Source organism: Tsukamurella paurometabola, assembly GCF_900631615.1.
Taxonomy (GTDB): Bacteria; Actinomycetota; Actinomycetes; order Mycobacteriales; family Mycobacteriaceae; genus Tsukamurella; species Tsukamurella paurometabola_A.
In genome coordinates this window covers 988,868-1,013,502 of sequence record NZ_LR131273.1, presented here as the reverse complement: position 1 = coordinate 1,013,502, position 24,635 = coordinate 988,868, and the positions used below count along the sequence as shown (strand labels likewise).

Here is a 24,635-nt window from a genome sequence, read left to right as displayed (position 1 = left end):
TTGCCAGAATGGACCCCATGACGAACCTCAGCGAGACCGGCGGCAACCCCCGGATCGGCACGGCGCTCACCCCCGGTGCCACGAAGGCGTTGATGCTGGGTTCGGGCGAGCTGGGCAAGGAGGTGGTGATCGCGTTCCAGCGCCTCGGCGTGGAGACGATCGCCGTCGACCGGTACGCGAACGCGCCCGCGATGCAGGTCGCGCACCGCAGCCACGTCATCGACATGACCGACGCCGCCGAGGTCCGCCGCGTCATCGAGGAGGAGAAGCCCGACTTCGTCGTCCCCGAGATCGAGGCCCTCGCCACCGACGCCCTCGTGGCCGTCGACGAGGAGGGGCTTGCCGAGGTCATCCCGACTGCGCGGGCCGTCGCCCTCACGATGGACCGCGAGGGCATCCGCAAGCTCGCCTCGGAGGAGCTCGGGCTCCCGTGCTCGCCCTACGCCTTCGCGTCGTCGCTCGACGAGGTGCGCGCCGCCTCCCGCGAGGTCGGCTTCCCGTGCGTGATCAAGCCGGTCATGTCGAGCTCGGGCAAGGGCCAGTCGGTGGTCCGCTCGGTCGAGGAGCTCGACGGTGCGTGGGAGTACGCGGTGGAGGGCGGTCGCGTCCGCAACGAGCGGGTGATCGTCGAGGGCTTCGTCGACTTCGACTACGAGATCACGCTGCTCACGGTGCGCGTCTACGACGCCGAGCGCGGCAAGGTGGTCACCCGGTTCTGCGAGCCCATCGGGCACCGCCAATCGGACGGCGACTACGTCGAGTCCTGGCAGCCGCAGGCGATGAGCCAGGCGGCCTACGATGCGGCGACGTCCGTCGCGGGCCGTATCACCACGGCCCTCGGCGACGGTGGCACCGGCGGCCGCGGTGTCTTCGGCGTGGAGCTCTTCGTCAAGGGCGATGACGTCTACTTCTCCGAGGTCTCGCCGCGCCCGCACGACACCGGACTGGTGACGCTGGGCTCGCAGCGGCTCTCCGAGTTCGAGCTGCACGCCCGCGCGATCCTCGGCCTGCCCGTGGACACCTCGCTCATGTCGCCGGCCGCGTCGGCGGTGATCTACGGGACGAAGGACAGCAGCTCCGTCGCCTTCGACAGCGTCTCGCGCGCTCTCGACGTGCCCGAGAGCGACCTGCGCCTGTTCGGCAAGCCCGAGGGCTACGCCAAGCGGCGGCTCGGCGTCGCGGTGGCGACCGCCGACACCGTCGAGGTGGCGCGGGCCAATGCCACGGAGGCAGCGAGCCGGGTGGTCGTCGTCGACAGCGACGACCCCGTGCAGCAGGGTGCGCCGGAGACCACCGCCGTGCCCATCCAGCGGCCGCAGCAGCCCGAGGACCTCTCCACCCGCGCGATGCCGGTGCAGCGCCCCGTGCACCAGCCCCCGGCCCAGCAGATCCCCGTCCAGCAGGCGCCGCCGTCCGGCCCGCCGCAGGGCCCGTCGGGTCAGCCCCCGCAGGGGCCGCCCGCGCAGCAGCCGCCGGTGCCGCCGGCTCCGCCGACAGCGGCCGCCCCGGTGGTGCCGCCGCAGCAGTCCTCCTCGCGCGTGGTCCCGCCCCCGCCGCAGGGCGGTGCACCGTCGACCCCGCCCCAGCCTGCGCCCGGTGATCCGGTCGCGCCGACGAGCATGCATCCCGTCGCGGCGCGGCGGCCCGCGCAGCCCCGCCCGATCCAGCCCGCTCCGCGGCCTGCGACCGGCGAGCACGCGACCCGCCCGAAGCCTCCGGCCGCACCGGAGACGGAGGAGTACGACCACAACCCGGCCACCTCGATCAACCTGCCCCCGCAGCGCCCGCAGGACTAGGCGAACCGCTCGAAGGCCTCCACCCAGTCCTCCGCGCGGAGGTCGCGGGGGAGCGGCGTGCCGCGGTGGCCGCGCCGGGCCGCCCACCGCCGTGCCTCCGCCCGACGGTGCCGCGGCGCGACGCCCGCGAGGATCTCGGGCAGCCCGTGGCCTCGGCCGGTGAACACGGCGTGCACGAAGGCCGCGTACTCGCGGCGCCGTCCCGGCGGCACCAGCGGGGTGCCGCGGCGGGTGATCGTGAGCAGCCCGGCGTCGACGGACGGCCGTGGGGTGAAGGCGGAGGCGGGGATCCGCCCGCCGAGGCCGAACTCGTACCAGGGCGACCACTGCGCGGTCATCATCGTCGCGCCGCCGACTCCGGCTCGCCGCCGGGCGACCTCCCATTGGACGATGAGGACGGCGGCGGTCCAGTGGGGCGCGTGCAGTAGTTTGCGGAGCACGGCGGTGGTGAGGTGGAAAGGCAGATTGCCCACCACCGCATGGGGTTCGGCGGGCAGCCGGTGGTGCAGGAAGTCGCCGTGCACGATGGTCGCGCCCGGCGTCGTGCGGCGCAGCCGGTCGGCGTGACGCCGGTCGATCTCGACGGCGGTGAGCGGACGCCCCAGCCGCAGCAGGGGTTCGGTCAACGCGCCCGCGCCGGGACCGATCTCGACGATGGGGCCGTCGGTGCGGCGGGCGAGGTCGATGACGCGGCCGATGACGGCACCGTCGGTGAGGAAGTTCTGGCCGTGCTCGTGACGGCCCCCGTGGTGGGTGGGCATGAAGGGAGTTCTCCGGGTCGAGGTTCACCCGGGCAGCACGAATCGCCGCCCAGCGGAAGGAAGCCGGGGCGGTGAAGCCGAGGAGGTGGGGGAGGCTCCGCCGCCGCTACGGGCGGCCGCGATCCACCACTGCCGCTGCTACTGCTGCGGCTGCTGCCGAAGAACTCACGGGGTGCACACTAGGCGCCCGAGCGGCGCGATGCCAGCGGGTTATCCGCGCTGCAGCCAGTAGGCCTGGGACTTGATGCGGTCCTTGGGCAGGCCGAAGTCGCGCTTGGCGGCCCTGGTGATCTCGCGCGTCGCCTTGGTCTCGGCGGCGACGAAGAGGAAGGCCTCGGAGGGGATTCCGGCCCGGGTGACGGTGGAGACCAGTGTGGCGCCGCGGTTCTCGCGCGGCACCCAGGTGACGGCCTCGCTGTGGACCGGCAGCTCCCGCTCGGCGTCGTGCTGATACTCCAGGTACACGCGGCACGGTGCCTGCGCGGTGCCGAGGATGCTGTTGATGGCGGGGATCGACGCGGCGTCGCCCACGAGCACGTATTCCGACGGTGCCGGCTCCTCCGGGAGGGTCAGGTCGGCGCCCATCATGGTGGCGGCGATGCGGTCGCCGGGCTCGGCATCGAGGGCCCAGCGCGGTGCGGGACCGTCGTGCATCGCGAACTCGATGCTGAACTCGCTGCCGCGCGGGTCGATGATGGTGTAGCCGCGCTGCACCAGGGCGCCCTCGTCGGCGTCGGTGGTGGCGGTGCCGCTCTTGGGGACCCACAGGCGCACCCACATGGTCGGGAACCACGGATTGTCGTGCAGGAAGTCGCCGCCGTCGAAGCGGATGCGGTGGTAATGGTCGCTGACGGATTCCGTCCCGAGCACCGTGAACACGTAGTCGTCCGCCCGCATCGCCTTGAGGATCAGGCCGGTCACTCCTCTACCCATGAAGCTGAGGCTACCCTAAATAGTCGGATCCGCCTACGTAGGTGGTGCGGGCCACGGCGTCGTCGGCGTCGACGGCGCCGGCGATGGCTGCGGCGAACTCGCTGACCGTCGGCAGTGGGCCGTGACTGCGGCGTTCCTCGACGGCGGCGGGATCGCGGCGCTCCAGCAGCCGGACGATGATCGTGCCCTCGATCATGTCGCCGGAGACCACGCGGAGGTCCAGGTCCAGCTCGGCGGCGAGCGCGCGCAGCGCCCGCTCCCCGGCGAGCTTGCTCACGGCGATCGGCTCGTACCCGTCGGGCACGGGACGGGTCTCGGAGAAATGGGCCTGGTGGCTGGTGACGAAGACGATGCGTCCGCCCGGACGCAGGCGCTCCGCGGCGGCGCGGGCGGCCGCGACCTGCGCGTCCCGGTTCAGGCGGATGGCGTAGTCCTCCTCGGCGCCCAGCTCCAGCCCGCCCGATGCGTTGAGGATCGCGGCGTCGAGGCCGCCGAACTCGGCGATCGCCGCGTCGAGCAGGCTCGACGGTCCGTCGGGCGCGGTCACGTCGGCGCCCACGGCGACCGCGCGTCCGCCGGCTTCGCGGACCAGCGTGCACACCTTCTCCGCGCGTCGCTCCTTCTCGCGGTAGTTCACCACCACGTCGTGGCCACGCGCGCCGAGCGCCACCGCCGTCTCGGCACCCACTCCGCGGGACGCCCCGGTCACCACTACGACCGCCATCGCCGAACCTCCGTGCTTCTGATTTAGAACTGACGCCAGCATGACGCTTCGAATTCAGAAGCGCAAGTAGGCTCTGTTCCGTGTCAGTGCGTGATGTGGTGCCCCAGCGGCGCGAGGACCCGGACCCCGAGGTCGTCGCGGCGATGGACCTGCTCGGCCAGCGCTGGGTGCTGCGCATCGTCTGGGAGCTCGGTCCCGGTTCGCTCGGATTCCTCGAATTGCGCAGGCGCATGGGCAATTGCAGCTCCAGCGTGCTCGCGACGAGGCTGGCGCAACTGGTCGAGAAGGGCATCGCCCGCAAGCTCCCCGACAAGCAGTACGAGTTGACCGGGCGTGGCGAGGCCCTCGGCCGGGCGCTTCGGCCGGTCTGGGCCTGGGCGGCCGAATGACCTGCGTCTCGCGGAGGATCGACCTCGCTCGGCGACGTGAATCCGCCACACCGCGCTGAGCGAGCCATTCCCGATCGCGCCGTCGTCGAGGGAGCGCTGACCGCGACCCGCACCGGGGCCGCGGCGGACGACGTCGTGGCGATCGCCACCGACCGGGCCGACGGTCCGGTGGTCGCCGCGCGGCCGAATTAGAATCATCGTGAGCGAAAAGTGCCGCCGCCCCGAAAAATCGGGACGGCGGCACCGTCGTTCGTCAGGCTCAGGCCTAGTTCTGCTGGACCTTGTCCGGCTCCGAGGCGGCCAGCATGTCGTCGCGCTCGACGACCTTCACCCGCTCGCGGCCCTCCGCCTCGCCCAGGCTGCGCTCGTGCTCGTCGAGGCGGTACCAGCCGTCCCACGTGGTGTACGGGGTCTGGTGGTCGTCCAGCCAGTTCGTGACGCCCTCGGTGGACGGGTCCGACGGGGCGTTCAGCTTGCCGGCGTGGAAGTCCTCGAGTAGGCAGGCGATGGTCTCGTTGGCGTCGCCCTTCGTGTGGCCGATGAGGCCGACGGGGCCGCGCTTGATCCAGCCCGTGGTGTACACACCCTGGATGTGCTGACCTGCGTCGATGACCCGGCCCGCCTCGTTGGGGATGACGCCGGCCTGGTCGTCGAACGGTATCTCCGGCAGGTCGTTGGAAAGGTAGCCGACGGCCCGGTAGACGGCGCCGACCTCCCAGTCGGTGAACTTGCCGGTGCCGCGCACGTTGCCGGTGCCGTCGAGCTCGGTGCGCTCCGTGCGCAGGCCGACGACCTTGCCGTTCTCGCCCAGGATCTCGACGGGCGACTCGAAGAGGTGGATGAACAGCTTGTGCGGGCGGTTGTTGGGCTCGCGGATGGCGTAGTTCTCGAGGATCGTCGCGACCTGGTCGGTGATCTTCGACTCGCGGCGGGCCTTGGCCGAGCCCTCGTCGTACTCGATGTCCTCGGGGTTCACCACGACCTCGATGGTCTGCGAGTGGTCGAGCTCCTTGAGCTCGAGCGGGGTGAACTTCACCTGCGCCGGGCCGCGACGGCCGAAGACGTGCACCTCCTTGGCCTTGTTCAGCTTGAGGCCCTCGTAGACGTTCGGCGGGATCTCGGTGGGCAGCAGCTCATCGGCGGTCTTGGCCAGCACGCGGGCCACGTCGAGGCCCACGTTGCCGACGCCGAGGACCGCCACCTTCTCCTCCGTCAGCGGCCACTCGCGCGAGAAGTCCGGGTGGCCGTCGTACCAGGCCACGAACTCGGCGGCGCCGTAGCTGCCGTCGAGGTCGATGCCCGGGATCTCCAGGTTGCGGTCCGCGACGGCACCGGTGGAGAAGATCACCGCGTCGTAGTGGCGGCGCACGTCCTCCAGGGTGAAGTCCTTGCCGAAGTCGAGGTTGCCGAGCAGCCGGACCTGCGGCTTGTCGAGCACCTTGTGCAGCGCGGTGATGATGCCCTTGATCCGCGGATGATCGGGCGCGACGCCGTACCGGATCAGGCCGAACGGGGCCGGCATCTTCTCGAAGAGGTCGATGCTGACGCCGGGGTCCTTCGCCTCGTCGGACTTCATGAGGGCGTCCGCCGCGTAGATACCTGCGGGGCCCGCGCCCACGATCGCGACGCGCAACGGGCGGTTCTGTTCGGTCATGTGAAGTCGGCTACCTTGTCTGCATACGCGGTTGAAGTTCCCCACCAGGTTAGTGCGGACTTATCAACTGTTCCTAGTGCGGGTGGCACATCGCACCCCGCTCCAGGGAACTGGAACGTGTTCTAGTAGCAGAGGGTAGAGACTTCAGTGAGCGCAGACAAGGCCCCCGCCGGACCGCCGCCCGAACGCCGCACCACGGCGACCCCCTTCGTCATCGCCCTCGTGGTGGCGGTGGTCCTGATCGGGGGCATCCTCCTCTGGAACGTGATCCGTCCGTCCGAGGAGCGGCTCAGCGACTCCGCGCAGGTCCAGGTCACCATCGGCCAGTACTACGGCGCCCTGAACAAGGGGCGGTACGCCGACCTGGTCGCCAACACGTGCGCCAAGGACCGCGCCGCCGCCGACTTCCCGAAGGAGGCCGGCTTCCCCGACGCCCGCAAGGCGGCCGTCGAGCGCGAGGGGGAGGCGAAGCTGGACGAGAAGGACGTCAAGAACCTCACCGTGAACGGCGACTCCGCGTCCGCCGACCTCACGGTGCGGTACGAGAAGGCGGGTGAGCGCACCGAGAAGGCGACGTTCGTCCGCGAGGACGGCAAGTGGAAGAAGTGCTCGTGAGCTACGCCGGAGACCTGACTCCCCGCGAGGCCTGGGACCTGCTCGAACAGGACCCGGCGGCGGTCCTCGTGGATTGCCGCACCGAGGCGGAGTGGAACTACGTGGGCATCCCCGAGCTCTCGCAGGTCGGGCGCAATCCCGTGCTCGTCGAATGGCAGCGCTACCCCGACGGCGCGCTCAACCCGACCTTCGTCGAGGAACTCCGCGCGAAGGGCGTCACCGACGACGCGCCCGTCGTCTTCCTCTGCCGTTCCGGGCACCGCTCGATCGGTGCCGCGGAGACGGCCACCGCCGCGGGCGTGCGGCGCGCCTACAACGTGCTCGACGGCTTCGAGGGGCCCCTCGACGCGCTCGGTCACCGGGGCGCTGCGGGCTGGCGCGCCGACGGCCTGCCCTGGCGGCAGTTCTAGGCTTGACACCATGACGGAGTTCAGCCCCCTGCCCGACGGCCTGCGGCCCGAGACGTACGCCGTGCGCGGCGGAGTCCTGCGCACGAACTACGAGGAGACCTCCGAGGCGCTGTTCCTGAATTCGGGCTACACGTACCAGAACGCCGAGGCGGCCGAGGCGGCCTTCAACGGCGACATCGACCGGTTCGTCTACTCGCGGTACGGCAACCCGACGGTGGCGATGTTCCAGGAGCGCCTGCGCCTGCTGGAGGGCGCCGAGGCCTGCTTCGCGACCGCTTCGGGCATGTCGGCGGTCTTCACCGCGCTCGGCGCGCTGCTCAAGGCGGGCGACCGGCTCGTGGCGGCGCGCTCGCTGTTCGGCTCCTGCTACGTGGTGTGCAACGAGATCCTGCCGAGGTGGGGCATCGAGACCGTCTTCGTCGACGGCGAGGACCTCGCGCAGTGGGAGTCGGCGCTGAGTGAGCCCGCGCAGGCGGTGTTCTTCGAGACCCCCGCCAACCCGATGCAGGGCCTCGTCGACGTGCGCGCCGTGGCTGCGCTCGCCCACGCCGCTGGCGCGCAGGTGGTGCTCGACGCGGGCTTCACCCCCGTCGGCTATCAGGATTCGTTCGGCATGGGCGCCGACGTGATCGTCCACTCCTCCACCAAGACCATGGACGGCCAAGGGCGCGTCATGGGCGGTGCGATCCTCGGCCGGTTCGACTACATCGACGGCCCCGTGAAGCAGCTGATGCGGCACACCGGTCCGGCGATGGCGCCGTTCAACGCGTGGGTGCTGCTCAAGGCGCTCGAGACGCTGGACCTTCGGGCCGAACGGGTCAGCGCGAACGCGCAGAAGGTCGCCGAGTTCCTCGACGCCGACCCCCGCGTCTCGAAGGTGCTCTTCCCCTTCCTGCCCTCCCACCCGCAGTACGAACTGGCGAAGCGCCAGATGAAGGCCGGGGGCACGGTCATCACGCTGGAGCTGGCCGATTCGGCTACGGCGGCGGGGAAGGCGCGCGCCTTCGAGTTCCTCAACCGGCTGCAGGTCATCGACATCTCCAACAACTTCGGCGACGCCAAGTCGCTCATCACGCACCCCGCCACCACGACGCACCGCGCGACGGGGCCGGAGGGTCGCGCGAAGATCGGGCTCACCGATTCGATGCTGCGCCTGTCCGTCGGGCTGGAGAACGTCGACGACCTCATCGCCGACCTGGACCGCGCCCTCGGCTGACCCGGCGCCGCGAGTGCGGTCGGTTTCCTGCACTGTCCGTGGGAATTCGACCGCACTCACGCGTTCAGATCGTCGATCGCCGCGCGCCAGCGGCGGACGGCCTCGACGTCCACCGGCGTGTCCCAGCCGCCGTGTCGCACCCCACTGCCGGCGTGGAACGCGTCGATCCCCGCTGCCGTGAGCCGCGGAAGATGATCGAGGCGGAGCCCGCCGCCCGCCAGGAGCCGCTGCGGCGCATCTCTTTCCGCGATGAGGGTGTCGACGCCGTCGTCCACACCGGTCGCCGCGCCCGCCGTGAGGAAGGTGTCCAGGCTCGGGAGGCCGGCGACAGCCTCGCGCAACGCCTTCCGGTCCGCCGCGTGATCGATCGCGCGGTGGAACGTCCACGGCGCGCCCTCGATCGCTTCGACGATGCGCGTGACCGCCGGCAGGTCGACGGTCCCGGCGGGCGTGAGGAAGCCGAGCACGAACTCCTGCGCCCCGGCATCGCGGAGTCGCTGTGCGGTGCTGACCAGTGCGTCGAGGTCTCCCGGTGCGAAACCGGCTCTCAGTCGGAGCATCACGCGCACAGGTAGATCCACGGCGGCGCGGACCTCGGCGGCGGTGGCGGGGGAGGGGCTGAGACCGTCCGCCGCCATATCCGCGACCAGTTCCACCCGATCCGCCCCGCCCTCCTGCGCAGCGACCGCGTCCCACGCGTCCAGAACGATGACCTCCAGCAATGCCATTCGCCCACCCTAGACGTGCTCGGCGCGAGCCGATCGACGCTGCTGGGGACTCACACGGAGTCGTCGAATCGATACGGGGCACTGTAGATGTCGAGGTCGAGGGCGATGCCTCGTGCGCCGAGCGAGGCGAGCGTGGTCGGGGAGAGGGTTACGCCCTCGTTCCCGCCCTGCAGGAACCATCCGCAGAACAGGCGGAGCGTGTATTGATCGGACAGCTCCCGCCAGACGCCGAGATCGGTGGGGAGTCCGGTCAGCAGCCGCGTCACCTGCGTATCGATGTCGGCGGGCTCGGTGTCTTCGACAGCGAGGGACCACAGACCGAACCGGGCGGTCCGGGTGCCGCGCCCGGCCGGTACGAGGTCGCCCCGCGCGTAGGACAGCGTCGGCGAGGTGCCGAGTGTCCGGGTGATGGCCGACGGGTCGAGAGCAAGGCCGCTGAGCTGCAGAGACGCGACGGCGCGGTGTATGAGCGGCACATGGTCGACGGTAGGTCGCAGCGCGCGCGAGATCAACGGAGTATTCGCCGGTGAAACCACTGGCGCCGCGATCAGCGGCCGATCTACGGTGCTGCTCATGGAGGTGCCTGAGCCGACGAGCCTGCGCCCGCTCACTGATCGTGAGCGGGCCATCCTCGACGGCTTCCTGTACTTCGCCTTCCCCGGCGTCGGCGAACTCCGCGCACAGGTTCCCACTCTCCGCGTGAACTCGGACCGGTCCTGCCCCTGCGGTTGCGGCACGGCCGATCTCGTGGCGGACCGCGCGCTGGCACCGGCCGCCGCGGCGAGTCCGCTCCCGGTGGGTGCCGACATCCCCGGCGACGGCGACATACCGTTGGGCGGGATGATCGTGTTCCTGCTCGACGGCTTCCTCGCGAGCCTCGAGGTCTACTCCTACGGCAGCGGCCCGCTCCAGCTGCCGGCGATCGAAGACGTCGTATGGAGCGGGCCCGATGAGTGACTCCGGCGGCGTCCGGCGCCCCACACCCTCGGAGGTCACCGCGTTCGACGCGGCTTGGACTCGGAACGTCGGCTCTGAACTGCCGTACGCGTACTGGCTTCGGGCGACGTGCCATGAGCGATGGGTGAGGCTGCACAGCCTGCCGGAGAGCAAACAATATCCGGACACCGAGGCCGAGTACGACGTGGTGCTCACCCGCTATCTGGCCGAACTCGACGACCTGCGGGCAGGTGCGGACGACCTGTGGGTGGTCACGTCGTCGTACTCGTCCACAGCCCGGCCTGTTCGACGGTCCGCCGACCTCGTCGGTCTGCTCCCGCGGCCGCGCCTGTGGCGCACCTTCACCGAGGACGACGAGGGCGAGGAGTACCGGATCTGGACCCATCACTACCTCTCCATCGTCCGGCGGGATGCCGATGAGGTTCGGCGCCTGCTGCGCTTCGTCGCCGACGAGGTGGTCAGCGGCGTCATGATCACCGATGCGGACGCGACCTGGGTGCATCACCCGTACGACGGTGGCGCCGACCTGATATTGCCGACGACCGGTGAGCGCGACCGCACAGCGGCTCTCTTCTCCGACTGGCTTCCGGCTCCGGGCTTTCCGGGCGCTTCCCTCGGCGATGCGGTTCTGGACTGCGATGGTGCGAACCGCGGGGCGTAGATGTCGGGGCAGTCGTTGAGCGAGCTTCGAGGGTGGAGGCGCGGCCCGGAAAACATCTGGAAGTCTTCGTTGCAGTCGAATAGCCTCCTGGACATGGATATGCGGAAACTCCCCGAATCGCTGCGGCAGTACGACTGCCGTCGGTTCGGCGTGCCTGCATAACCTGCGGCAACCCGGGCCGTCGTTCCAGCGCCGGCCCGGTACCCATGCGTCACACGCATGGCTTCTCGGACCGGTGACCATCACATCGAGACGAGAAAGACATGGAGAAGATCAGTAAGTCGTTGGTCTCGTGGGCGTCCATCTTGGACGACAAGACCCGCGAGCAGGCGATCACCACGGCCAAGCTGCCGTTCATCTACCCGCACATCGCGTTGATGCCCGACGCCCACCTGGGCAAGGGCGCCACCGTCGGTTCGGTCATCCCGAGCCTCGGCGCAGTGATCCCGGCGGCGGTCGGCGTCGACATCGGCTGCGGCATGATCGCGGTCCGTACCCAGTTCACGCTGGCCGATCTGCCGGACGACCGCGCGACGGTCCGCGAGGCCATCGAGCGGGCGATCCCGCTCTCGCCGGGCCGCTACAACACGAAAGTCGTGGCCACGGCGGAGCCGAGGATCGCGGAGCTGACGGCGCTCGCCGAGCGCGCCGATTTCGATCCCGCGACGTACGCCGGGAACTGGGCGCTGCAGCTCGGTACCCTCGGCGGCGGGAATCACTTCATCGAGATCAGCCTCGATGAGGACGACACCGTCTGGGCGTTCCTGCACTCCGGCTCTCGCGGCGTGGGCAACAAGATCGCCCAGCACCACATCGCCGTGGCGACCCGCCTGTGCAAGCAGTGGTGGATCCAGCTGCCGGATCCGGACCTCGCGTACCTCGTGGAGGGCACGCCCGAGTTCCGCCGGTACATCGCCGAGCTGACGTGGGCGCAGCACTTCGCGCTGCTCAACCGTGAGGAGATGATGGACCGGGTGATCCGCCAGCTCGGCGAGTGGGTGGGAACACCTGTCGTCGAGGCGGAGCGGATCAACTGCCACCACAACTTCACCAAGCGCGAGAGGCACTTCGGCAAGGAAGTGTGGGTGTCCAGGAAGGGCGCGATCGAGGCGACCGAGGGCAAGCTCGGCCTGATCCCGGGCTCCATGGGCACCGCGTCCTACATCGTCGAGGGCAAGGGCTACGCCCCGTCGCTCAACAGCTCGCCGCACGGCGCGGGCAGGGAGTACTCCCGGTCCGCGGCGCGGAAGACCTTCACGCACGAGCAGTTGCGGGAGGCCATGGCGGGCATCGAGTTCCGTGACAGCCCCGACTTCATCGACGAGATCCCGCAGGCCTACAAGCCCATCGACCGCGTGATGGCAGATGCGGAGCAGTTGGTCACGGTCCGCGCCGTGCTGCGGCAGATCGTGAACGTCAAGGGGCAGTGAACATGTGCAGGTTGTGGCTGCGGCACGCTGTTGATTCGCAGCCACAACCTGCGCAAGTCCGTGAGAGATCCTCAGCGACCCGCCGCGCCTTCCTCGAGGAGGCGAAGGGCGTCGGGCAGTGCGTACACCGACGACACGAACGGAAGCTTCACGTCCAGGTCGGTGCGCCGGTGCGTCGCGGTCGAACCCCAGACTCGCGTACCGTTCCGGCGCACCCAGGCGATGGTTCGATTGACCCATCGTTCGTAGTCCGAGGAGACGGCCAGCATCGAATCCGCCTGAGACCCGATCGATCCGGTGCTGAGGCCCTCGGCGGTGCAGGTCGCGGGTTCCCAGTACAGGGCCGGCGACGTGTTCGAGTCTACGAGGCCCTCCGTTGTGCTCGGTGTGAGGCGCCTCCAGTTCAGGCGGTTGAACAGCGCTGACCTGGTTCCGCCAGTCATGGCGTCGCTCTCCTCGCGGGCCACGACAGGCGGTCCGAGTGAACGGCTGGCAATCAGCACCTGGGGCACCGCCAGCGCCTCCGCCCTGGACAGGCGGAGCGGCGGCGTCGCGACCACCGGCCATGGATGCAGCGTGACGTCCTCGGGCTCGCCGAGGCGATCCAGCATGCGCGCGTGATCCTCCTCGGTCGCGTAGTACCGGATCGCGGTAACCATGCTCAGCGCTTCCGGAACAGGCGGTCGAGGTGGTAACTGGCGATCTCGACTGCGCGCTCAGGCGTGTGATGCCCGATGATCACCGAGGTGCTCAAGCCGTTGCAGAGGGCGACGAGAGTGTCCGCCTCCAGGCCGGGATCCGCGCCGGCGGCGAGTTCCCCTGCGCGGGAAGCGTCGTCGAAGGCGGCGGCGACGGCCGCGCGGAGCCGGCCGACGCCCCCGGCGAGCGGTTCCGCTGCGAGAGCGGGATCGGTCGACGCGAGACCGCTGAACGCGGAGGAGACCCGGTAGAAGTTCCGGCTGGGAGGGTCGGTCGGCAGCGCCTCCTCGATGAACGCGGTCAACACCTGCCACGGCGTGGGATCCGCTCCGATGCGCGTGAGCCGGGCCCGCCACCGCTCGTTCGATTGCTCCTCGAGCCTCCGGAGCGCCCCCACGAGGAGCTGTTGCTTGCTCGTGAAGTAGTACTGCACGAGCCGCAGTGAGACGCCCGCTTCCGCGGCGACCGAGCGCATCGACACCGCATGCAGGCCGTCGCGAGCAGCGACGCGGGCCAGCGCGTCGGCGATCTCAGCTCGTCGTTCGTCGTGATCCACGGACCTCGGCAACGCCACCTCCTTGTTGATACAGTCGTATCACATCATTTTGATACAGGTGACGTAGAAAGGTGGGTCATGTCTGGACGCGTGCTCGCCGCGGCCTGTCTCGCGCAGCTGATGATCACGCTCGACGTCTCGGTCGTGAACATCGCGCTGCCCGCCGTCCGGGCCGACCTGGGGCTCGGCACCGTCGGGCAGCAGTGGGTGGTCACGGCCTACGCCCTGCCGTTCGCCGGCTTTCTCCTGATCGGTGGCAGGTTCGCGGACCTGGTCGGTGTTCGCACGACGTTCGGTGGCGGCATGGCGCTGTTCACCGCGGCGAGCGTCGTGGCCGGGGCGGCCCCCGACCCGGGGGTCCTCCTCGCGGGGCGTGCGCTCCAGGGGCTGGCCGCGGCGTTCGTCGCGCCCGCCGCGCTGGCACTGGTCACCACCACCTTCGAGGAGGGAGAGGCGCGCACCCGGGCGCTGGCCTGGTGGACCGCGATGAGCATCGCGGGCGGCACGGCCGGCAACCTGTGCGGCGGCGTGCTCACGGAGGCGTTCGGCTGGCGGTCGGTGCTCCTGGTGAACGTTCCGCTCGGCGCGATCGCCTCGACCCTGGCGCGGCGTGCCCCGGTGCCCGCCGGAACGGCGCGATCGCGCGCACGGCGCGGCCGCCTGGACGTGGGCGCCGCGGTCCTGGTGACGACGGCGCTCATGACCGCCGCGTTCGGGCTCGGCGCGATGGGCGAGCGGCGCTGGACGGCCGGCGGCGCGGCGCTCGTGACGGCGGCGATCCTGTTCGCCGCCTTCGTCCGTCGAGACCGCCGCAGTCCGCTGCCGATGGTCCCGGCCGGTGTGCTGAAGGGGCGGGTCGTGCGCTGGGGCAACGTCGGGATCCTGCTCGCCGCGGCGGCGCTGGTTCCCATGTGGTTCTTCCTGTCACTCCAGCTGCAGGTCGTGCTGGGGTATCCGCCCATGATCGCCGGTCTCGCGTTCCTGCCGCACACCGTCATCCAGTTGATCGTGGGCCTGCGGTGCGCGCCGCGCCTCCTCCAGCGATACGACGCAACCGCATTGGTGGCCGTCGGCTCGCTCCTCCTCGCCGCGGGCTTCGCCTGGCAGAGTCGTCTGGTGCCCGAATCGACCTATGTCGCAGCGGTTCTCCTCCCCGCCGTTCTCATCGCGGTGGGGGCGGGCGTCATGAATCTACCGTTGACCGCGATGACCGTCGCCGGCGTTCCCGATTCGATGGCGGGCATCGCCTCGGGAATCATGAACTGCGCCAAGCAGATCGGTGGTGGTATCGGGTTGGCCGTGCTCGTGGCCGCGACCGCGGGTATTGCCGAGCCCGCGACCGCCTACGGCGCCGCGTTCGTGATCATGGCGGGCCTGGTCGCGGCCATCGGCGTCGGAGCCGTGCTCGTCGCGCGGAGTCCTCAGCCGGGGAACGGGTCCTCCGTGTGACCGACGAGATCGGCGACGGAGTCGATCGTGCGGGTGGGGCGGTAGGGGTAGGCGGTCACGGACTCGCGGGTGGAGATGCCGGTGAGCACCAGGATGGTGCGGAGGCCGGCCTCCAGGCCGCAGACGATGTCGGTGTCCATCCGGTCGCCGATCATCAGCGTGTCCGCGGAGTGCGCCCCGAGGGCGCGCAGGGCCGACCGCATCATGAGGGAGTTCGGCTTGCCCACGTAGTACGGCGACCGGTTCGTGGCCTCGCGGATGAGGGCGGCCACGGCGCCGGTCGCGGGCAGCAGGCCGTCGCGCGACGGCCCCGTCGGATCCGGGTTCGTGGCGATGAACCGCGAGCCGCGCTCGATCAGCCGGATGGCGGTGGTGATCGCCTCGAACGAGTACGTGCGGGTCTCGCCCAGTACCACGTAGTCGGGATCGTTGTCGGTGAGCACGTAGCCCACGTCGTGCAGGGCCGTGGTCAAGCCGGACTCACCCACCACGTACGCCGTCCCGTTCGGTCGCTGGTCCTGCAGGAACTTCGCGGTGGCGAGCGCCGACGTCCAGATCCGGGCCTCGGGGATGTCGAGGCCGGTGGCGACCAGTCGCGCGCGCAGGTCGCGGGGCGTGCGCGTCGAGTTGTTGGTCAACACCATGAACGGCGTGCCGGCCGCCGTGAGTTCCGCGATGAAGGCGTCGGCGCCGGGAATGAGGTGCTCCTCGTGGACGAGCACCCCGTCCATGTCCATCAGGTACGTCCACTCGGTCATGCCGCGAATCTACTCCGGATGATTTGGCGTCGCCGTGATTCGAACCTTGACGACCGGACCGCCCACAGGGCATTCTCGACGCAGGTCATGAGTGCCAGTGACAAGCCCCGGCTCGCTGGTCGGCAACCCTCCTCCGCGGTGGGGTGCTCCGGGTGACGACCTGGCCGCATCGGAAGGGTGCGGCAAGCGCGGATTCGCGGCACTGCTCGGCGGTGCCGCGCGTCCTCAACTGTTGAAGGACACGTCTCATGAGTATCACCACCTCCGAGCGCACCGCCGTCTGCCTCACCCCGACCGTCACGTCGCCGGCCGCCGCCGTCCGCAGCGCGCCGCTGTCGCTGGGGCCCCTCGCCGCCGTCACCGGTGCCGACGAGTACGCCCCGCTCAAGGACGGCGCGACCGTCCGCTACGCCAACTTCGACTACGCCGCGAGCGCCCCGGCCCTGGTCGAGGTGCAGGCCGCGGTCCAGGAGGCCCTCGGCGAGTACGCGAGCGTGCACCGCGGCGCCGGCTACCTCTCGCAGCGCTCCACCTCTCGCTACGAGCGAGCCCGCGAGGTCGTCGCCGAGTTCGTGGGCGCCCGCGCCGACGATCACGTCATCTTCACCGGCAACACCACCGACTCGATCAATCTCCTGGCCGGCTGCGTCCCCGGCGAGGTCGTGGCCCTCGACTGCGAGCACCACGCGAACCTGCTGCCGTGGAAGCGGATCGGGGCCCGCGTGATCTCGGCGCCGCTGTCGATCGAGGGCACCCTCGAGGTGCTCGAGAAGGAGCTGCGCGCCCGGCCCGCGGCCCTGGTCAGCGTGACCGGCGCCTCCAACGTCACGGGCGAGGTGCTGCCGATCCGCCGGCTCGCCGCGCTCGCCCATCGCCACGGCGCGCGCATCGCCGTCGACGGCGCCCAGCTGGTCCCGCACCGTCGGATCTCCCTGCGTGAGAGCGGCGTCGACTACCTCGCCTTCTCCGGCCACAAGCTGTACGCGCCCTTCGGGTCCGGCGTGCTCGTCGGCCGCGCCGACTGGTTCGACGAGGCCGAGCCCGTCCGCTGCGGCGGCGGCGCCAGCTACGAGGTGATCGGCACCCCCGTCTCGAAGTCCGTGGAAGTGGCCTGGCACACCGGCCCCGCCCGGCACGAGGCGGGCTCGCCGAACGTCCTCGGCGCCGTCGCGATCGCCGCCGCCTGCGAGGCGATCACCCGGCTCGGCGACGACGCGATCGCCCGCCACGAGCGCTTCCTCACCGACCTGCTGCTCCGCTCGCTCGAGGGCATCGACGGGGTCCGGACCCTGAAGATCTGGGCCGACTCCACCGAGCGGGTGGGCATCGTCGCGTTCACCGTCGACGGCCGCACGCCCCGCGAGGTCGCCGAGTTCCTCTCGTCCGAGTACGGGATCGGCGTGCGCGACGGGAAGTTCTGCGCGCATCCCGTCGTTCACCGATTGGGGTGCTACGACGGTGCCGTCCGCGCGAGCATCGGCCTCGGCACGAGCGAGAACGACGTGCGCCGCCTGGTGCGCGCACTCCACGACCTGTCCGCACGAGCGAAGTAGTCACCGCCCAGGAGGAAACAACGCCATGACCGTCTCCCGCCCCGCCCTCGTGGTCACCGTCGACGGTGAGCCCGAGTCCGTGCACCTGACCCGGGTGCGCGCCGCCGACCTCCGTCTCGCGCAGCGCGAGCGCGGCTACCTGCGTGCCGAGGCCGAGCGCGCCGGGCGGGAGCCGGGGGCCGTCGCGCTCGAGGTCGACGTGGTGATCGACGAGCGCGCGGCCGACGCCCGCGCCAGCTACGCGCCGCAGGGCGACGGCGCGCGGGGCATCACGTACGTGGGCACCCCGTCGGGCCTGAAGTCCCTGATCGAGGACGTCTACGCCGCCGAGGTCGCCGATGCGGTCGTGCTGCGGCCCGTCGGCGGGGCGCGGACCAAGGACCTCATCGCCACCCTGCTCGCGGCGTAGTCGCGGAGCGGCCCGGGTCCGGCCGCGCCCCCGCGGCGGCGAACCGGGCATACTGGTCGCCGTGACCGAGCAGTACTCCGCCCGCACCGAGGCCGTCCGCGCGGCGCTGGTCGCCGCGGGCCACCCCGACACCGTCCGGCACGTGCCCGACGGTGCCAGGACCGCCGCGGAGGCCGCCGCCGCGCTGGGCTGCGAGGTGGGCGCGATCGCCAACAGCCTCGTCTTCCTGGCCGACGGTGCGCCGCTGCTCGTCCTGTCCAGCGGTCGGCACCGGGTGGACACCGCCGGGCTCGCGGGGCGGCTCGGCCACGACGCGATCACCCGCGCCACGCCGGACGACGTGGTCGCCGCGACCGGCCAGGTGATCGGCGGCGTCTCGCCCGTCGGCCATCCGCGGCCCGTGGTCACCGTCATCGACGAGTCGCTCGCCGAGTACCCGGACCTGTACGCGGCCGCGGGTACGCACGACACGATCTTCCGCACCGACTTCGCCGCGCTCGTGGCCCTCACCGGTGCCAGAATCGTCACGACATCGGCGGCATAGGCCGGTTCGCCCGAGTCGACTAGTTCTCCTAATAGTTGTAGGCTGCACGTAGTTTTGCGTGTTCGAAACCCGGCGACGGGATCGGACAGGACCTGCGGAGGCGTGATGACGGACGAGGAACGAGCGGACCGGATCGAGGGGATCGTCGGCGTGATCGCCGAACTGACCCGGCTCAAGGAACGGCACGCGGTGATGACCCGGCACGCGGTCGCCCCGGACGGCGTCGAGCTCGCGGCGTACACCGCGCTGTTCGCGCTGGTGAAGGACGGCCCGATGCGCTCGTCCGTGCTCGCGGACCAGATCCACACCGATCCCTCCACCGCGAGCCGGTACGTGACGACCCTGACCAATCTCGGGTACGCCGAGCGGACCGCGGACCCGTCCGACCGGCGCGCCGCGCTCGTCTCCGCCACCGATGCGGGCAAGGCGAAGGTCGACTTCATCCGGGAGCAGCGCAACGAGAAGCTGCGGCCCCTGATGGAGGAGTGGACCGATGAGGAGATCGACCAGTTCGTCACGCTGGGCAAGCGCGCGCTGGTGCAGTTCGAGCAGGCGCTCAAGCTGATGCGGGAAGGCGAGTGACCGCCGCGACGGCGGACCGCGGCGACGCCGGAGTCGTGGAGACCGCGGGCGCCGGCCTGACGCACAAGCAGATCCTCTACATCCTGTCGGGCCTCATGACCGGCATGTTCCTCGCCGCGCTCGACCAGACCATCGTCTCCACCGCGATCCGCACCATCGCCGACGACCTCAACGGCTACAAGCTGCAGGCCTGGGTCACCACGGCGTACCTCATCACCTCGACGATCGTCACCCCGCTGTACGGCAAGCTGTCCGACATCTACGGCCGCAAGCCGTTCTTCATGTTCGCCATCACCGTGTTCGTGATCGGCTCGCTGCTGTGCAGTACCGCGACCTCGATGTACGAGCTGGCCGCCTACCGCGCCGTGCAGGGCCTCGGCGCCGGCGGGCTGATGTCGCTGGCGCTCACCATCATCGGCGACATCGTCCCGCCGCGCGAGCGCGCCAAGTACCAGGGCTACTTCCTCGCCGTCTTCGGCACCAGCTCGGTGCTGGGCCCCGTTCTCGGCGGACTGTTCTCCGGCGCCGACAGCATCCTCGGCATCTCCGGCTGGCGCTGGGTCTTCCTGGTGAACGTGCCGATCGGCGTCGTGGCGCTGGCCGTCGTCTCCCGCGTGCTGCGCCTGCCGCACACCCGCCGAGAGGGCGTGCGCATCGACTGGTTCGGCGCCATCGCCCTGTCCGTCGGGCTGGTGCCGCTGCTCATCGTCGCCGAGCAGGGCCAGGAGTGGGGCTGGGGCTCGACGCGGGCCATCACCTGCTACGCCGTCGGCGCGGCCGGCGTCCTCGCGTTCATCGGCATCGAGAAGCTCATGGGCGAGGACGCGATCATCCCGCTGCGCATCTTCAAGAACGTCATCTTCGCGCAGGGCGTGCTCATCTCGATGGTCGTCGGCGCCGCCATGTTCGGCGGCATCTCGCTGCTGCCCCAGTACTTCCAGGTGGTCCGCGGCGCCAGCCCCACGAAGGCGGGCTTCCTCATGCTGCCCATGGTCGCCGGGCTCATGCTCGGCTCGATCCTGGCCGGCCAGATGATCTCCCGCACCGGGCGCTACCGGATCTTCCCGATCATCGGCGCGGTGCTGCTCACGGCGGGCATGTTCGGCATGCACTACATCAGCGCCGACGTGCAGATCGGCTACGTCATGGCCGGCGCCGCCGTGATCGGCTTCGGCCTCGGCAACCTGATGCAGCCCCTGACCCTGGCGTTGCAGAACATCCTCCCGCCGCGCGACATGGGCGTCTCCACCGCCGCCGCCACCTTCTTCCGGCAGATCGGCGGCACGCTCGGCGTCGCGGTGTTCCTCTCCGTGCTGTTCTCCCAGATGCCGAACAAGATGAGCTCGCGGATGACGGACGCCGCCGCGGATCCCGAGTACACGGCGGCCGTGCAGCGCGCCGCCGCGGGCCACGACGGTCCGGCCGCGCAGGACTTCGCCGCCAAGCTCGTGCACGGCGATTCCAGCGCCGTCAGCGACATCATGTCCGACACGTCGGCGCTGCAGCAGCTGCCCGACACCCTGGTCCACCCGCTCAAGGCCGGGTTCGCCGACTCGATGGACGTCGTCTTCCTCGCCGTCACCGTGCTGGCCGCCGTCGGCCTGGTGCTCGTGCTGTTCTGGAAGTCCGTGCCCCTGCGCACCGCACCCGCCATCGAGGCGACCACCCCGGAGTCCGGCGATGCCGCGACGCCTGACAGCATCGAGACCGCGGAGATCAGCGCCGCCGCGGAATCGGTGGCGGGCACAGCACCGACGGAGGAGATCGTGACCGAACCGCCCACCGGCCCCGTTCCCACGCCGCCGCCCACACCGGAACAGGCCGCGGCCTCCCGCTCCGAGATCGACGAGCTGCGCGCGCAGAACGCCTCGCTCGCCGCCGAACTCGCGGAGCTGCGCACCGGCTACCGGGCGATCGCCGGCAACACCCGCCTGCGCGCCGCCGGCACCACCGACCCCGTCCGGTTCGCCGTCGAGGCCACCGGACCCGGTGGGGCGCGGGCCGGTCGGCTGGTGCTGCCGCGCGGCGAGATCACCACCCCCGCCTACATCCCGGTCGCCGGCCGGGGCGCGATCGCCGGGCTCACCCCGCGCGAGCTGACGAACCTCGGCGCCGCGGCGCTGACCGTCGACCTGCACGAGATGTACCTGCAGCCGGGCACCGACGTCATCGAGGGCGCCGGCGGCATCGGGCGCGCCATGGCGTGGCCGGCGCCCACGTTCGCCGACACCGGTATCGCCGCCGTCGCGGAGCAACGGAAGACCCGGATCACCGACGAGGGCATCGCCTTCCGCGGCCGGCTCGACGGCTCGCCCCACCGCTGGGACCCGGAGGAGACGGTGCGCCTCGCCCACCGCATGGGCTTCGACGTGGCCTTCGCGCTCGCCGATCCCGCGGACCCCGCGCGCACCGAGCGGTGGGCCCGGCGGGCGCTCGCGGAGCACGCCTGGCAGACCGCCGACCGGCACGACGCCCTCACTCTCTGGGCCGTGGTGACCGGCGGCGCGGACCCCGAGCGCGGGCGCTCCGCCGCCCGCGGGTTGCGGCGGCTGGCCGACGAGGACCGCCGCGCCGGGGGACTGGGCTTCGGTGGCTACCGCATCGAGGGCATCGGCGCGCCCGCCCGGGAGACGGCGCTCCTGCGCGCCGCCGTCGGCGAGCTAGAGACCGACCGACCGCGCTACCTCGGCGGCGTCACCGGACCGGCCGATCTGCTCGCCGCGATCGAGGCGGGCGTCGACGTGATCGACGGCACCGAGCCGGCGCGGGCGGGCGCCGAGGGCCGGGTCTACACCTCCACCGGGGTCCTCGACGTCACCGATCCGGCGCTGCGCGCGGACTTCCGGCCGCTCGACCCCGCGGACGGACGCCCCGGCGGCGCCAACCGCACCGACGCGTTCACCCGCGCCTACGTGCATCACCTCTTCGTGGCGAACGAGGGGCTCGCCGTGACGCTGTGCACGCTGCACAACGAGCACTTCTTCGTCTCCTTGGCCGCGGCCGCGCGCCGGGCGATCCGGGACGGGGGTTACCCGGACTTCACTGCATCCTTCCTGCGGAGGTTCGGTAAGGTCTAGCCCGATCCGGTACCCCGATCGGCAGGAGAAAGCCGTTGCGCCGCAGTGACCAGACCCGTTCCCTCGGCATCCTCGCGGCGGTCGCCGCGACCGGCCTGCTCCTCACCGCGTGCGGCGGCAGCGGCGGCGACGCCCCGGCCCCGTCGTCCGCCGCCCCGGACGTCGACGTGCCGTCGAAGGCCCTCGTCCAGGCCGACCTGCCCGCCGGGCTGACCCTCACCACCGTGCCGGGCGACGACGCCTTCCAGGGGGCCATGAACTCCGTCGGCCAGGTGCAGGCCGCGCAGATCACGCCCGCGGGCTGCAAGGACAAGAACGTCGCCGCGCAGCAGGAGGTCGTCGAGACGATCAAGTTCGGCGTCCAGCAGAGCATCGCGAAGGACAAGTCCGCCCTGTACGGCGTCACCCTCCTCCCGGGATCGGCGCGGCTGGAGGTGTTCGAGGCCGCCGGCACGGGGGAGTGCGCCACCGTCAAGTACGGCGATGCGCTGACCCAGACCGCGGTGCGCAAGGACCTCCCCACCGGCCTCGGCGGGAACGGCTTCGTCTTCGAGATGACCCGCAAGATCGGCGAGCAGTCGGCCGCCGCCCGCACGGCCTACTTCAGCAAGGGCGGCGTGGTCGCCATGGTCACGGCGAATCCGGGCGCCGACGGGACGATCGACCAGGACGGATTCGAGGAGATCCTGCGCCGCGTGGCCGGAAAGCTCTGACCCGGCGGCACGGTCCGCACAGACGGAAGCGGCGGCGAGGAATCCCTCGCCGCCGCTTCGCGTATCGCGTGCGCGTCAGTGCGCGTCGGACCCGGCGGTCTCGGCGCGAGCGATCGACCGGGCGATCTCCTCCTCGGCCTCCTTCTTGCCCACCCACGACGAGCCCTTGACGAACTTGCCGGGCTCGAGGTCCTTGTAGTGGACGAAGAAGTGCTCGATGGCGTCCAGCTCGAACTTGTCGATGTCGCCGATGTCCTGGACCGAGTCCCAACGGGGGTCGCCGGCGGGCACGACGAGCACCTTGTCGTCGCCGCCCTTCTCGTCCTCCATCTTGAACATGCCGATGGCGCGGCAGTCGACGAGCGCGCCGGGGATCACCGACTCCTGCAGCAGCACGAGCGCGTCCAGCGGGTCGCCGTCCTCACCCAGGGTGTCCTCGATGTAGCCGTAATCGGTGGGGTAGCCGAACGACGTGTACAGGTAGCGGTCCAGCTTGAGGCGACCGGTCTTGTGATCCACCTCGTACTTGTTCCGCGAGCCCTTGGCGATCTCGACGGTGACCTCGAATTCGACGCTCATTGTTTCCCTTCGCTCGCGTCAACCATGCACGCCGAGGATACCCGTGTCCCCATGCCGTTAGGGTGGTACGGTGCGACGCTCGCGGATCCGACGGACTCTCCTGCGCCTCGCGGTCACCGTGATCGTGCTGGCGCTGGTCGTCGTCGGCACCATCGCGGCCGCGCTCGGTTACGGCGTCTACCGGGATCGCCAGGACCTCGCGGACACGGTGCCGCCCCGTCCCACGGAGGCGCCGTACCGGTCCTCGATCCAGCAGGTCGCCGGTACCGTCGCGCCGACCGCCGCGGGGATCACGAGCCAGATCGACGCCGCCCTGCGCAACCCCGACCTCGGCGACTTCACGGGCGTCATCGCCGACGCCGGCACCGGGCAGATCCTGTGGCAGCGCGACGCCGCGCGCCCCCGCACCCCGGCGTCGACCACCAAGATCCTGACCGCCGCGGCGGCGCTGCTCACGCTGCCGGCCGACAAGCGGATCACCACCACCGTGGTCGCGGGCGCCGCCCCCGGCGAGGCCGTGCTCGTCGGCGCGGGCGATCCGACGCTGCGCGCGGGCGGACCGTCGCTGTTCACGGACGCACCGAAGATCGCCGACCTCGCCGCGCAGCTGCGCCGCGCCGGCACCCCGATCACGAAGATCACCGTGGACACCTCGCTGTTCACCGGCACCGACTTCGCGCGCGGCTGGGAGCGCGCCGATATCGCGGGCGGCGACATCACGCCGCTGCAGTCGCTCACCGCGGACGCCGGCCGTGTCCGGCCCGCCGAGGACTACTCGCCCCGCGTCACCGACCCCGCGCTGACCGCGGGCCGCGCGCTCGCCGCGGCGCTGGGCCTGCCGCCGACGGCGGTCGCCGAGGGCACCGCACCCCAGGGCGCCGCGCAACTCGCCGCGGTCCGCAGCGCCCCGCTGAGCACCCGCCTGCACGACGCCCTCGTGCACTCGGACAACGTCCTCGCGGAGTCCATCGGCCGCGAGGTCGCGATCGCCACGAATCAGCCGGCCTCCTTCGACGGCGCCGCGCGCGCCGTGACCGGCGCGCTGCGGGGGGCCGGGTTCGACCTCAGCGGCGTCGAGCTCTCCGACACCAGCGGTCTCTCCACCGCGAACCGCATCCCCGCGGCGGTGCTCGACGGCATCGTCACCGCGGCGGCCGGCGGGGGCAAGCCGCAGCTGCGGCCCCTGCTGGACCTGCTCCCGGTCGCCGGCGCCACCGGCACACTCGCCGACCGCTACGTCACCGTCAACCGGCCCGGCGCGGGCTACGTGCGCGCCAAGACCGGCAGCCTCTCGGGCGTCTCCACGCTCGCCGGCTACGTCCCCGGCCGCGACGGTGCGGTGCTCACCTTCACGCTCATGTCCTCCGGTACACCGGTCGACGCGGCCCGGCCCGCCATGGACGCCGTGACCGCCGCGCTCCGCGGCTGCGGGTGCCGCTGAT

27 protein-coding genes, 1 pseudogene and 1 riboswitch are annotated in these 24,635 nt (G+C 71.1%); of the genes and pseudogenes, 18 read left to right on the top strand and 10 right to left on the bottom strand.

The genetic code is table 11. The features are described 5' to 3' along the window. Nucleotides 1-17 precede the first annotated feature (17 nt). Nucleotides 18-1,796 (top strand): formate-dependent phosphoribosylglycinamide formyltransferase, encoded by a 1,779-nt coding sequence (purT, locus tag ELY19_RS05315; RefSeq protein WP_227967199.1) that lies wholly within the window; start codon nucleotides 18-20, stop codon nucleotides 1,794-1,796. Here purT and erm read toward each other — a convergent pair. The 3 genes from erm to ELY19_RS05300 form a co-directional block, all read right to left on the bottom strand. Then, complete coding sequence (erm, locus tag ELY19_RS05310) at nucleotides 1,793-2,557, bottom strand: 23S ribosomal RNA methyltransferase Erm (protein ID WP_126195285.1); 765 nt, start codon at nucleotides 2,555-2,557, stop codon at nucleotides 1,793-1,795. The two genes, purT and erm, sit on opposite strands and share 4 nt — an antisense overlap. A 210-nt stretch (nucleotides 2,558-2,767) precedes the next feature. After that, the gene (locus ELY19_RS05305; protein ID WP_126195284.1) at nucleotides 2,768-3,490 is read right to left on the bottom strand and encodes a siderophore-interacting protein; all 723 of its coding nucleotides are present in this window, start codon (nucleotides 3,488-3,490) and stop codon (nucleotides 2,768-2,770) included. Nucleotides 3,491-3,500: 10 nt separating this feature from the next. Then, entirely contained in the window at nucleotides 3,501-4,214 is a 714-nt protein-coding gene (locus ELY19_RS05300) for an SDR family oxidoreductase (protein ID WP_126195283.1), read from the bottom strand. Between the two features lie 80 nt (nucleotides 4,215-4,294). On the opposite strand from ELY19_RS05300, the gene ELY19_RS05295 reads away from it, so the two are divergent. Together ELY19_RS05295 and ELY19_RS23370 are read left to right on the top strand one after the other, a co-directional pair. Further along, nucleotides 4,295-4,603: a winged helix-turn-helix transcriptional regulator gene (locus ELY19_RS05295; RefSeq protein WP_227967198.1), complete on the top strand. Its 309-nt coding sequence runs from the start codon at nucleotides 4,295-4,297 to the stop codon at nucleotides 4,601-4,603. Nucleotides 4,604-4,639: 36 nt separating this feature from the next. Further along, complete coding sequence (locus ELY19_RS23370) at nucleotides 4,640-4,795, top strand: hypothetical protein (protein ID WP_164711523.1); 156 nt, start codon at nucleotides 4,640-4,642, stop codon at nucleotides 4,793-4,795. Between the two features lie 73 nt (nucleotides 4,796-4,868). Here the strand turns inward: ELY19_RS23370 and ELY19_RS05290 are convergent, their stop codons facing one another. After that, on the bottom strand, nucleotides 4,869-6,257 hold the full coding sequence (locus ELY19_RS05290; RefSeq protein ID WP_126195282.1) for an FAD-dependent oxidoreductase: 1,389 nt from the start codon (nucleotides 6,255-6,257) through the stop codon (nucleotides 4,869-4,871). Nucleotides 6,258-6,404: 147 nt separating this feature from the next. Between ELY19_RS05290 and ELY19_RS05285 the strand changes: the two genes are divergently transcribed. Genes ELY19_RS05285 through ELY19_RS05275 form a run of 3 tightly spaced genes read left to right on the top strand, consistent with a single transcriptional unit; the run spans nucleotide 6,405 to nucleotide 8,498 of the window. Further along, nucleotides 6,405-6,872, top strand: coding sequence for an Rv0361 family membrane protein (locus tag ELY19_RS05285; RefSeq protein WP_126195281.1), 468 nt, complete (start codon nucleotides 6,405-6,407; stop codon nucleotides 6,870-6,872). Further along, nucleotides 6,869-7,282, top strand: a complete 414-nt coding sequence (locus ELY19_RS05280; protein ID WP_126195280.1) for a rhodanese-like domain-containing protein — start codon at nucleotides 6,869-6,871, stop codon at nucleotides 7,280-7,282. The genes ELY19_RS05285 and ELY19_RS05280 overlap by 4 nt, the downstream gene beginning before the upstream one ends. 10 nt (nucleotides 7,283-7,292) lie before the next feature. Then, entirely contained in the window at nucleotides 7,293-8,498 is a 1,206-nt protein-coding gene (locus ELY19_RS05275) for an O-succinylhomoserine sulfhydrylase (RefSeq protein ID WP_126195279.1), read from the top strand. Nucleotides 8,499-8,554: 56 nt separating this feature from the next. Here ELY19_RS05275 and ELY19_RS05270 read toward each other — a convergent pair whose 3' ends face one another. Both ELY19_RS05270 and ELY19_RS05265 read right to left on the bottom strand, forming a co-directional pair. Further along, on the bottom strand, nucleotides 8,555-9,226 hold the full coding sequence (locus ELY19_RS05270) for a copper homeostasis protein CutC (RefSeq protein ID WP_126195278.1): 672 nt from the start codon (nucleotides 9,224-9,226) through the stop codon (nucleotides 8,555-8,557). 50 nt (nucleotides 9,227-9,276) lie between these two features. Further along, nucleotides 9,277-9,801: a DUF4279 domain-containing protein gene (locus ELY19_RS05265; RefSeq protein ID WP_164711522.1), complete on the bottom strand. Its 525-nt coding sequence runs from the start codon at nucleotides 9,799-9,801 to the stop codon at nucleotides 9,277-9,279. Between ELY19_RS05265 and ELY19_RS05260 the strand changes: the two genes are divergently transcribed. From ELY19_RS05260 to ELY19_RS05250, 3 genes are all read left to right on the top strand, one after another. After that, nucleotides 9,800-10,183: a hypothetical protein gene (locus ELY19_RS05260; RefSeq protein ID WP_197715986.1), complete on the top strand. Its 384-nt coding sequence runs from the start codon at nucleotides 9,800-9,802 to the stop codon at nucleotides 10,181-10,183. The two genes, ELY19_RS05265 and ELY19_RS05260, sit on opposite strands and share 2 nt — an antisense overlap. Nucleotides 10,184-10,307: 124 nt before the next feature. After that, the gene (locus ELY19_RS05255) at nucleotides 10,308-10,844 is read left to right on the top strand and encodes a DUF3885 domain-containing protein (RefSeq protein WP_126195276.1); all 537 of its coding nucleotides are present in this window, start codon (nucleotides 10,308-10,310) and stop codon (nucleotides 10,842-10,844) included. Between the two features lie 263 nt (nucleotides 10,845-11,107). Further along, entirely contained in the window at nucleotides 11,108-12,274 is a 1,167-nt protein-coding gene (locus ELY19_RS05250; RefSeq protein WP_126195275.1) for an RtcB family protein, read from the top strand. A gap of 71 nt (nucleotides 12,275-12,345) precedes the next feature. On the opposite strand, the gene ELY19_RS05245 is transcribed toward ELY19_RS05250, so the two are convergent. Then, nucleotides 12,346-12,885, bottom strand: coding sequence for a hypothetical protein (locus ELY19_RS05245; RefSeq protein WP_126195274.1), 540 nt, complete (start codon nucleotides 12,883-12,885; stop codon nucleotides 12,346-12,348). Nucleotides 12,886-12,935: 50 nt separating this feature from the next. After that, entirely contained in the window at nucleotides 12,936-13,547 is a 612-nt protein-coding gene (locus ELY19_RS05240) for a TetR/AcrR family transcriptional regulator (RefSeq protein WP_416222723.1), read from the bottom strand. 60 nt (nucleotides 13,548-13,607) lie between these two features. Here ELY19_RS05240 and ELY19_RS05235 point away from each other — a divergent pair, with 60 nt between their 5' ends. Then, nucleotides 13,608-14,978 (top strand): MFS transporter, encoded by a 1,371-nt coding sequence (locus tag ELY19_RS05235; protein WP_164711521.1) that lies wholly within the window; start codon nucleotides 13,608-13,610, stop codon nucleotides 14,976-14,978. On the opposite strand, the gene ELY19_RS05230 is transcribed toward ELY19_RS05235, so the two are convergent. Beyond that, complete coding sequence (locus tag ELY19_RS05230) at nucleotides 14,951-15,736, bottom strand: HAD-IIA family hydrolase (protein ID WP_126195271.1); 786 nt, start codon at nucleotides 15,734-15,736, stop codon at nucleotides 14,951-14,953. The two genes, ELY19_RS05235 and ELY19_RS05230, sit on opposite strands and share 28 nt — an antisense overlap. An 83-nt stretch (nucleotides 15,737-15,819) precedes the next feature. After that, nucleotides 15,820-15,931, top strand: a riboswitch (SAM riboswitch). Nucleotides 15,932-15,984: 53 nt separating this feature from the next. On the opposite strand from ELY19_RS05230, the gene ELY19_RS05225 reads away from it, so the two are divergent. The 7 genes and pseudogenes from ELY19_RS05225 to ELY19_RS05200 all read left to right on the top strand — a co-directional run bounded on the left by ELY19_RS05225 (nucleotide 15,985) and on the right by ELY19_RS05200 (nucleotide 22,614). Beyond that, entirely contained in the window at nucleotides 15,985-17,289 is a 1,305-nt protein-coding gene (locus ELY19_RS05225) for an aminotransferase class V-fold PLP-dependent enzyme (RefSeq protein ID WP_126195270.1), read from the top strand. Nucleotides 17,290-17,314: 25 nt separating this feature from the next. Then, nucleotides 17,315-17,698 (top strand): hypothetical protein, encoded by a 384-nt coding sequence (locus tag ELY19_RS05220; RefSeq protein WP_126195269.1) that lies wholly within the window; start codon nucleotides 17,315-17,317, stop codon nucleotides 17,696-17,698. A 61-nt stretch (nucleotides 17,699-17,759) separates the two neighbouring features. After that, nucleotides 17,760-18,242 carry a YbaK/EbsC family protein gene (locus ELY19_RS05215; RefSeq protein WP_227967197.1) on the top strand — a complete coding sequence of 161 codons (483 nt, stop codon included), beginning with the start codon at nucleotides 17,760-17,762 and terminating at the stop codon, nucleotides 18,240-18,242. A 105-nt stretch (nucleotides 18,243-18,347) separates the two neighbouring features. Then, the gene (locus ELY19_RS05210; RefSeq protein WP_126195267.1) at nucleotides 18,348-18,824 is read left to right on the top strand and encodes a MarR family winged helix-turn-helix transcriptional regulator; all 477 of its coding nucleotides are present in this window, start codon (nucleotides 18,348-18,350) and stop codon (nucleotides 18,822-18,824) included. Then, nucleotides 18,821-20,497 (top strand): annotated as a pseudogene (locus tag ELY19_RS23725) (MDR family MFS transporter); the annotation flags it as partial. The gene ELY19_RS05210 and the pseudogene ELY19_RS23725, both read left to right, overlap by 4 nt. Before the next feature lie 63 nt (nucleotides 20,498-20,560). Further along, nucleotides 20,561-21,901 (top strand): tRNA-guanine transglycosylase, encoded by a 1,341-nt coding sequence (locus tag ELY19_RS23720; RefSeq protein WP_416222732.1) that lies wholly within the window; start codon nucleotides 20,561-20,563, stop codon nucleotides 21,899-21,901. Between the two features lie 35 nt (nucleotides 21,902-21,936). Then, nucleotides 21,937-22,614, top strand: coding sequence for a periplasmic substrate-binding domain-containing protein (locus ELY19_RS05200; protein WP_126195265.1), 678 nt, complete (start codon nucleotides 21,937-21,939; stop codon nucleotides 22,612-22,614). Nucleotides 22,615-22,689: 75 nt separating this feature from the next. Here ELY19_RS05200 and ELY19_RS05195 read toward each other — a convergent pair whose 3' ends face one another. Further along, entirely contained in the window at nucleotides 22,690-23,193 is a 504-nt protein-coding gene (locus ELY19_RS05195; protein ID WP_126195264.1) for an inorganic diphosphatase, read from the bottom strand. 70 nt (nucleotides 23,194-23,263) lie between these two features. On the opposite strand from ELY19_RS05195, the gene dacB reads away from it, so the two are divergent. Then, on the top strand, nucleotides 23,264-24,634 hold the full coding sequence (gene dacB / locus ELY19_RS05190; protein WP_126195263.1) for a D-alanyl-D-alanine carboxypeptidase/D-alanyl-D-alanine endopeptidase: 1,371 nt from the start codon (nucleotides 23,264-23,266) through the stop codon (nucleotides 24,632-24,634). The last annotated feature ends 1 nt before the right edge of the window (nucleotide 24,635 follow it).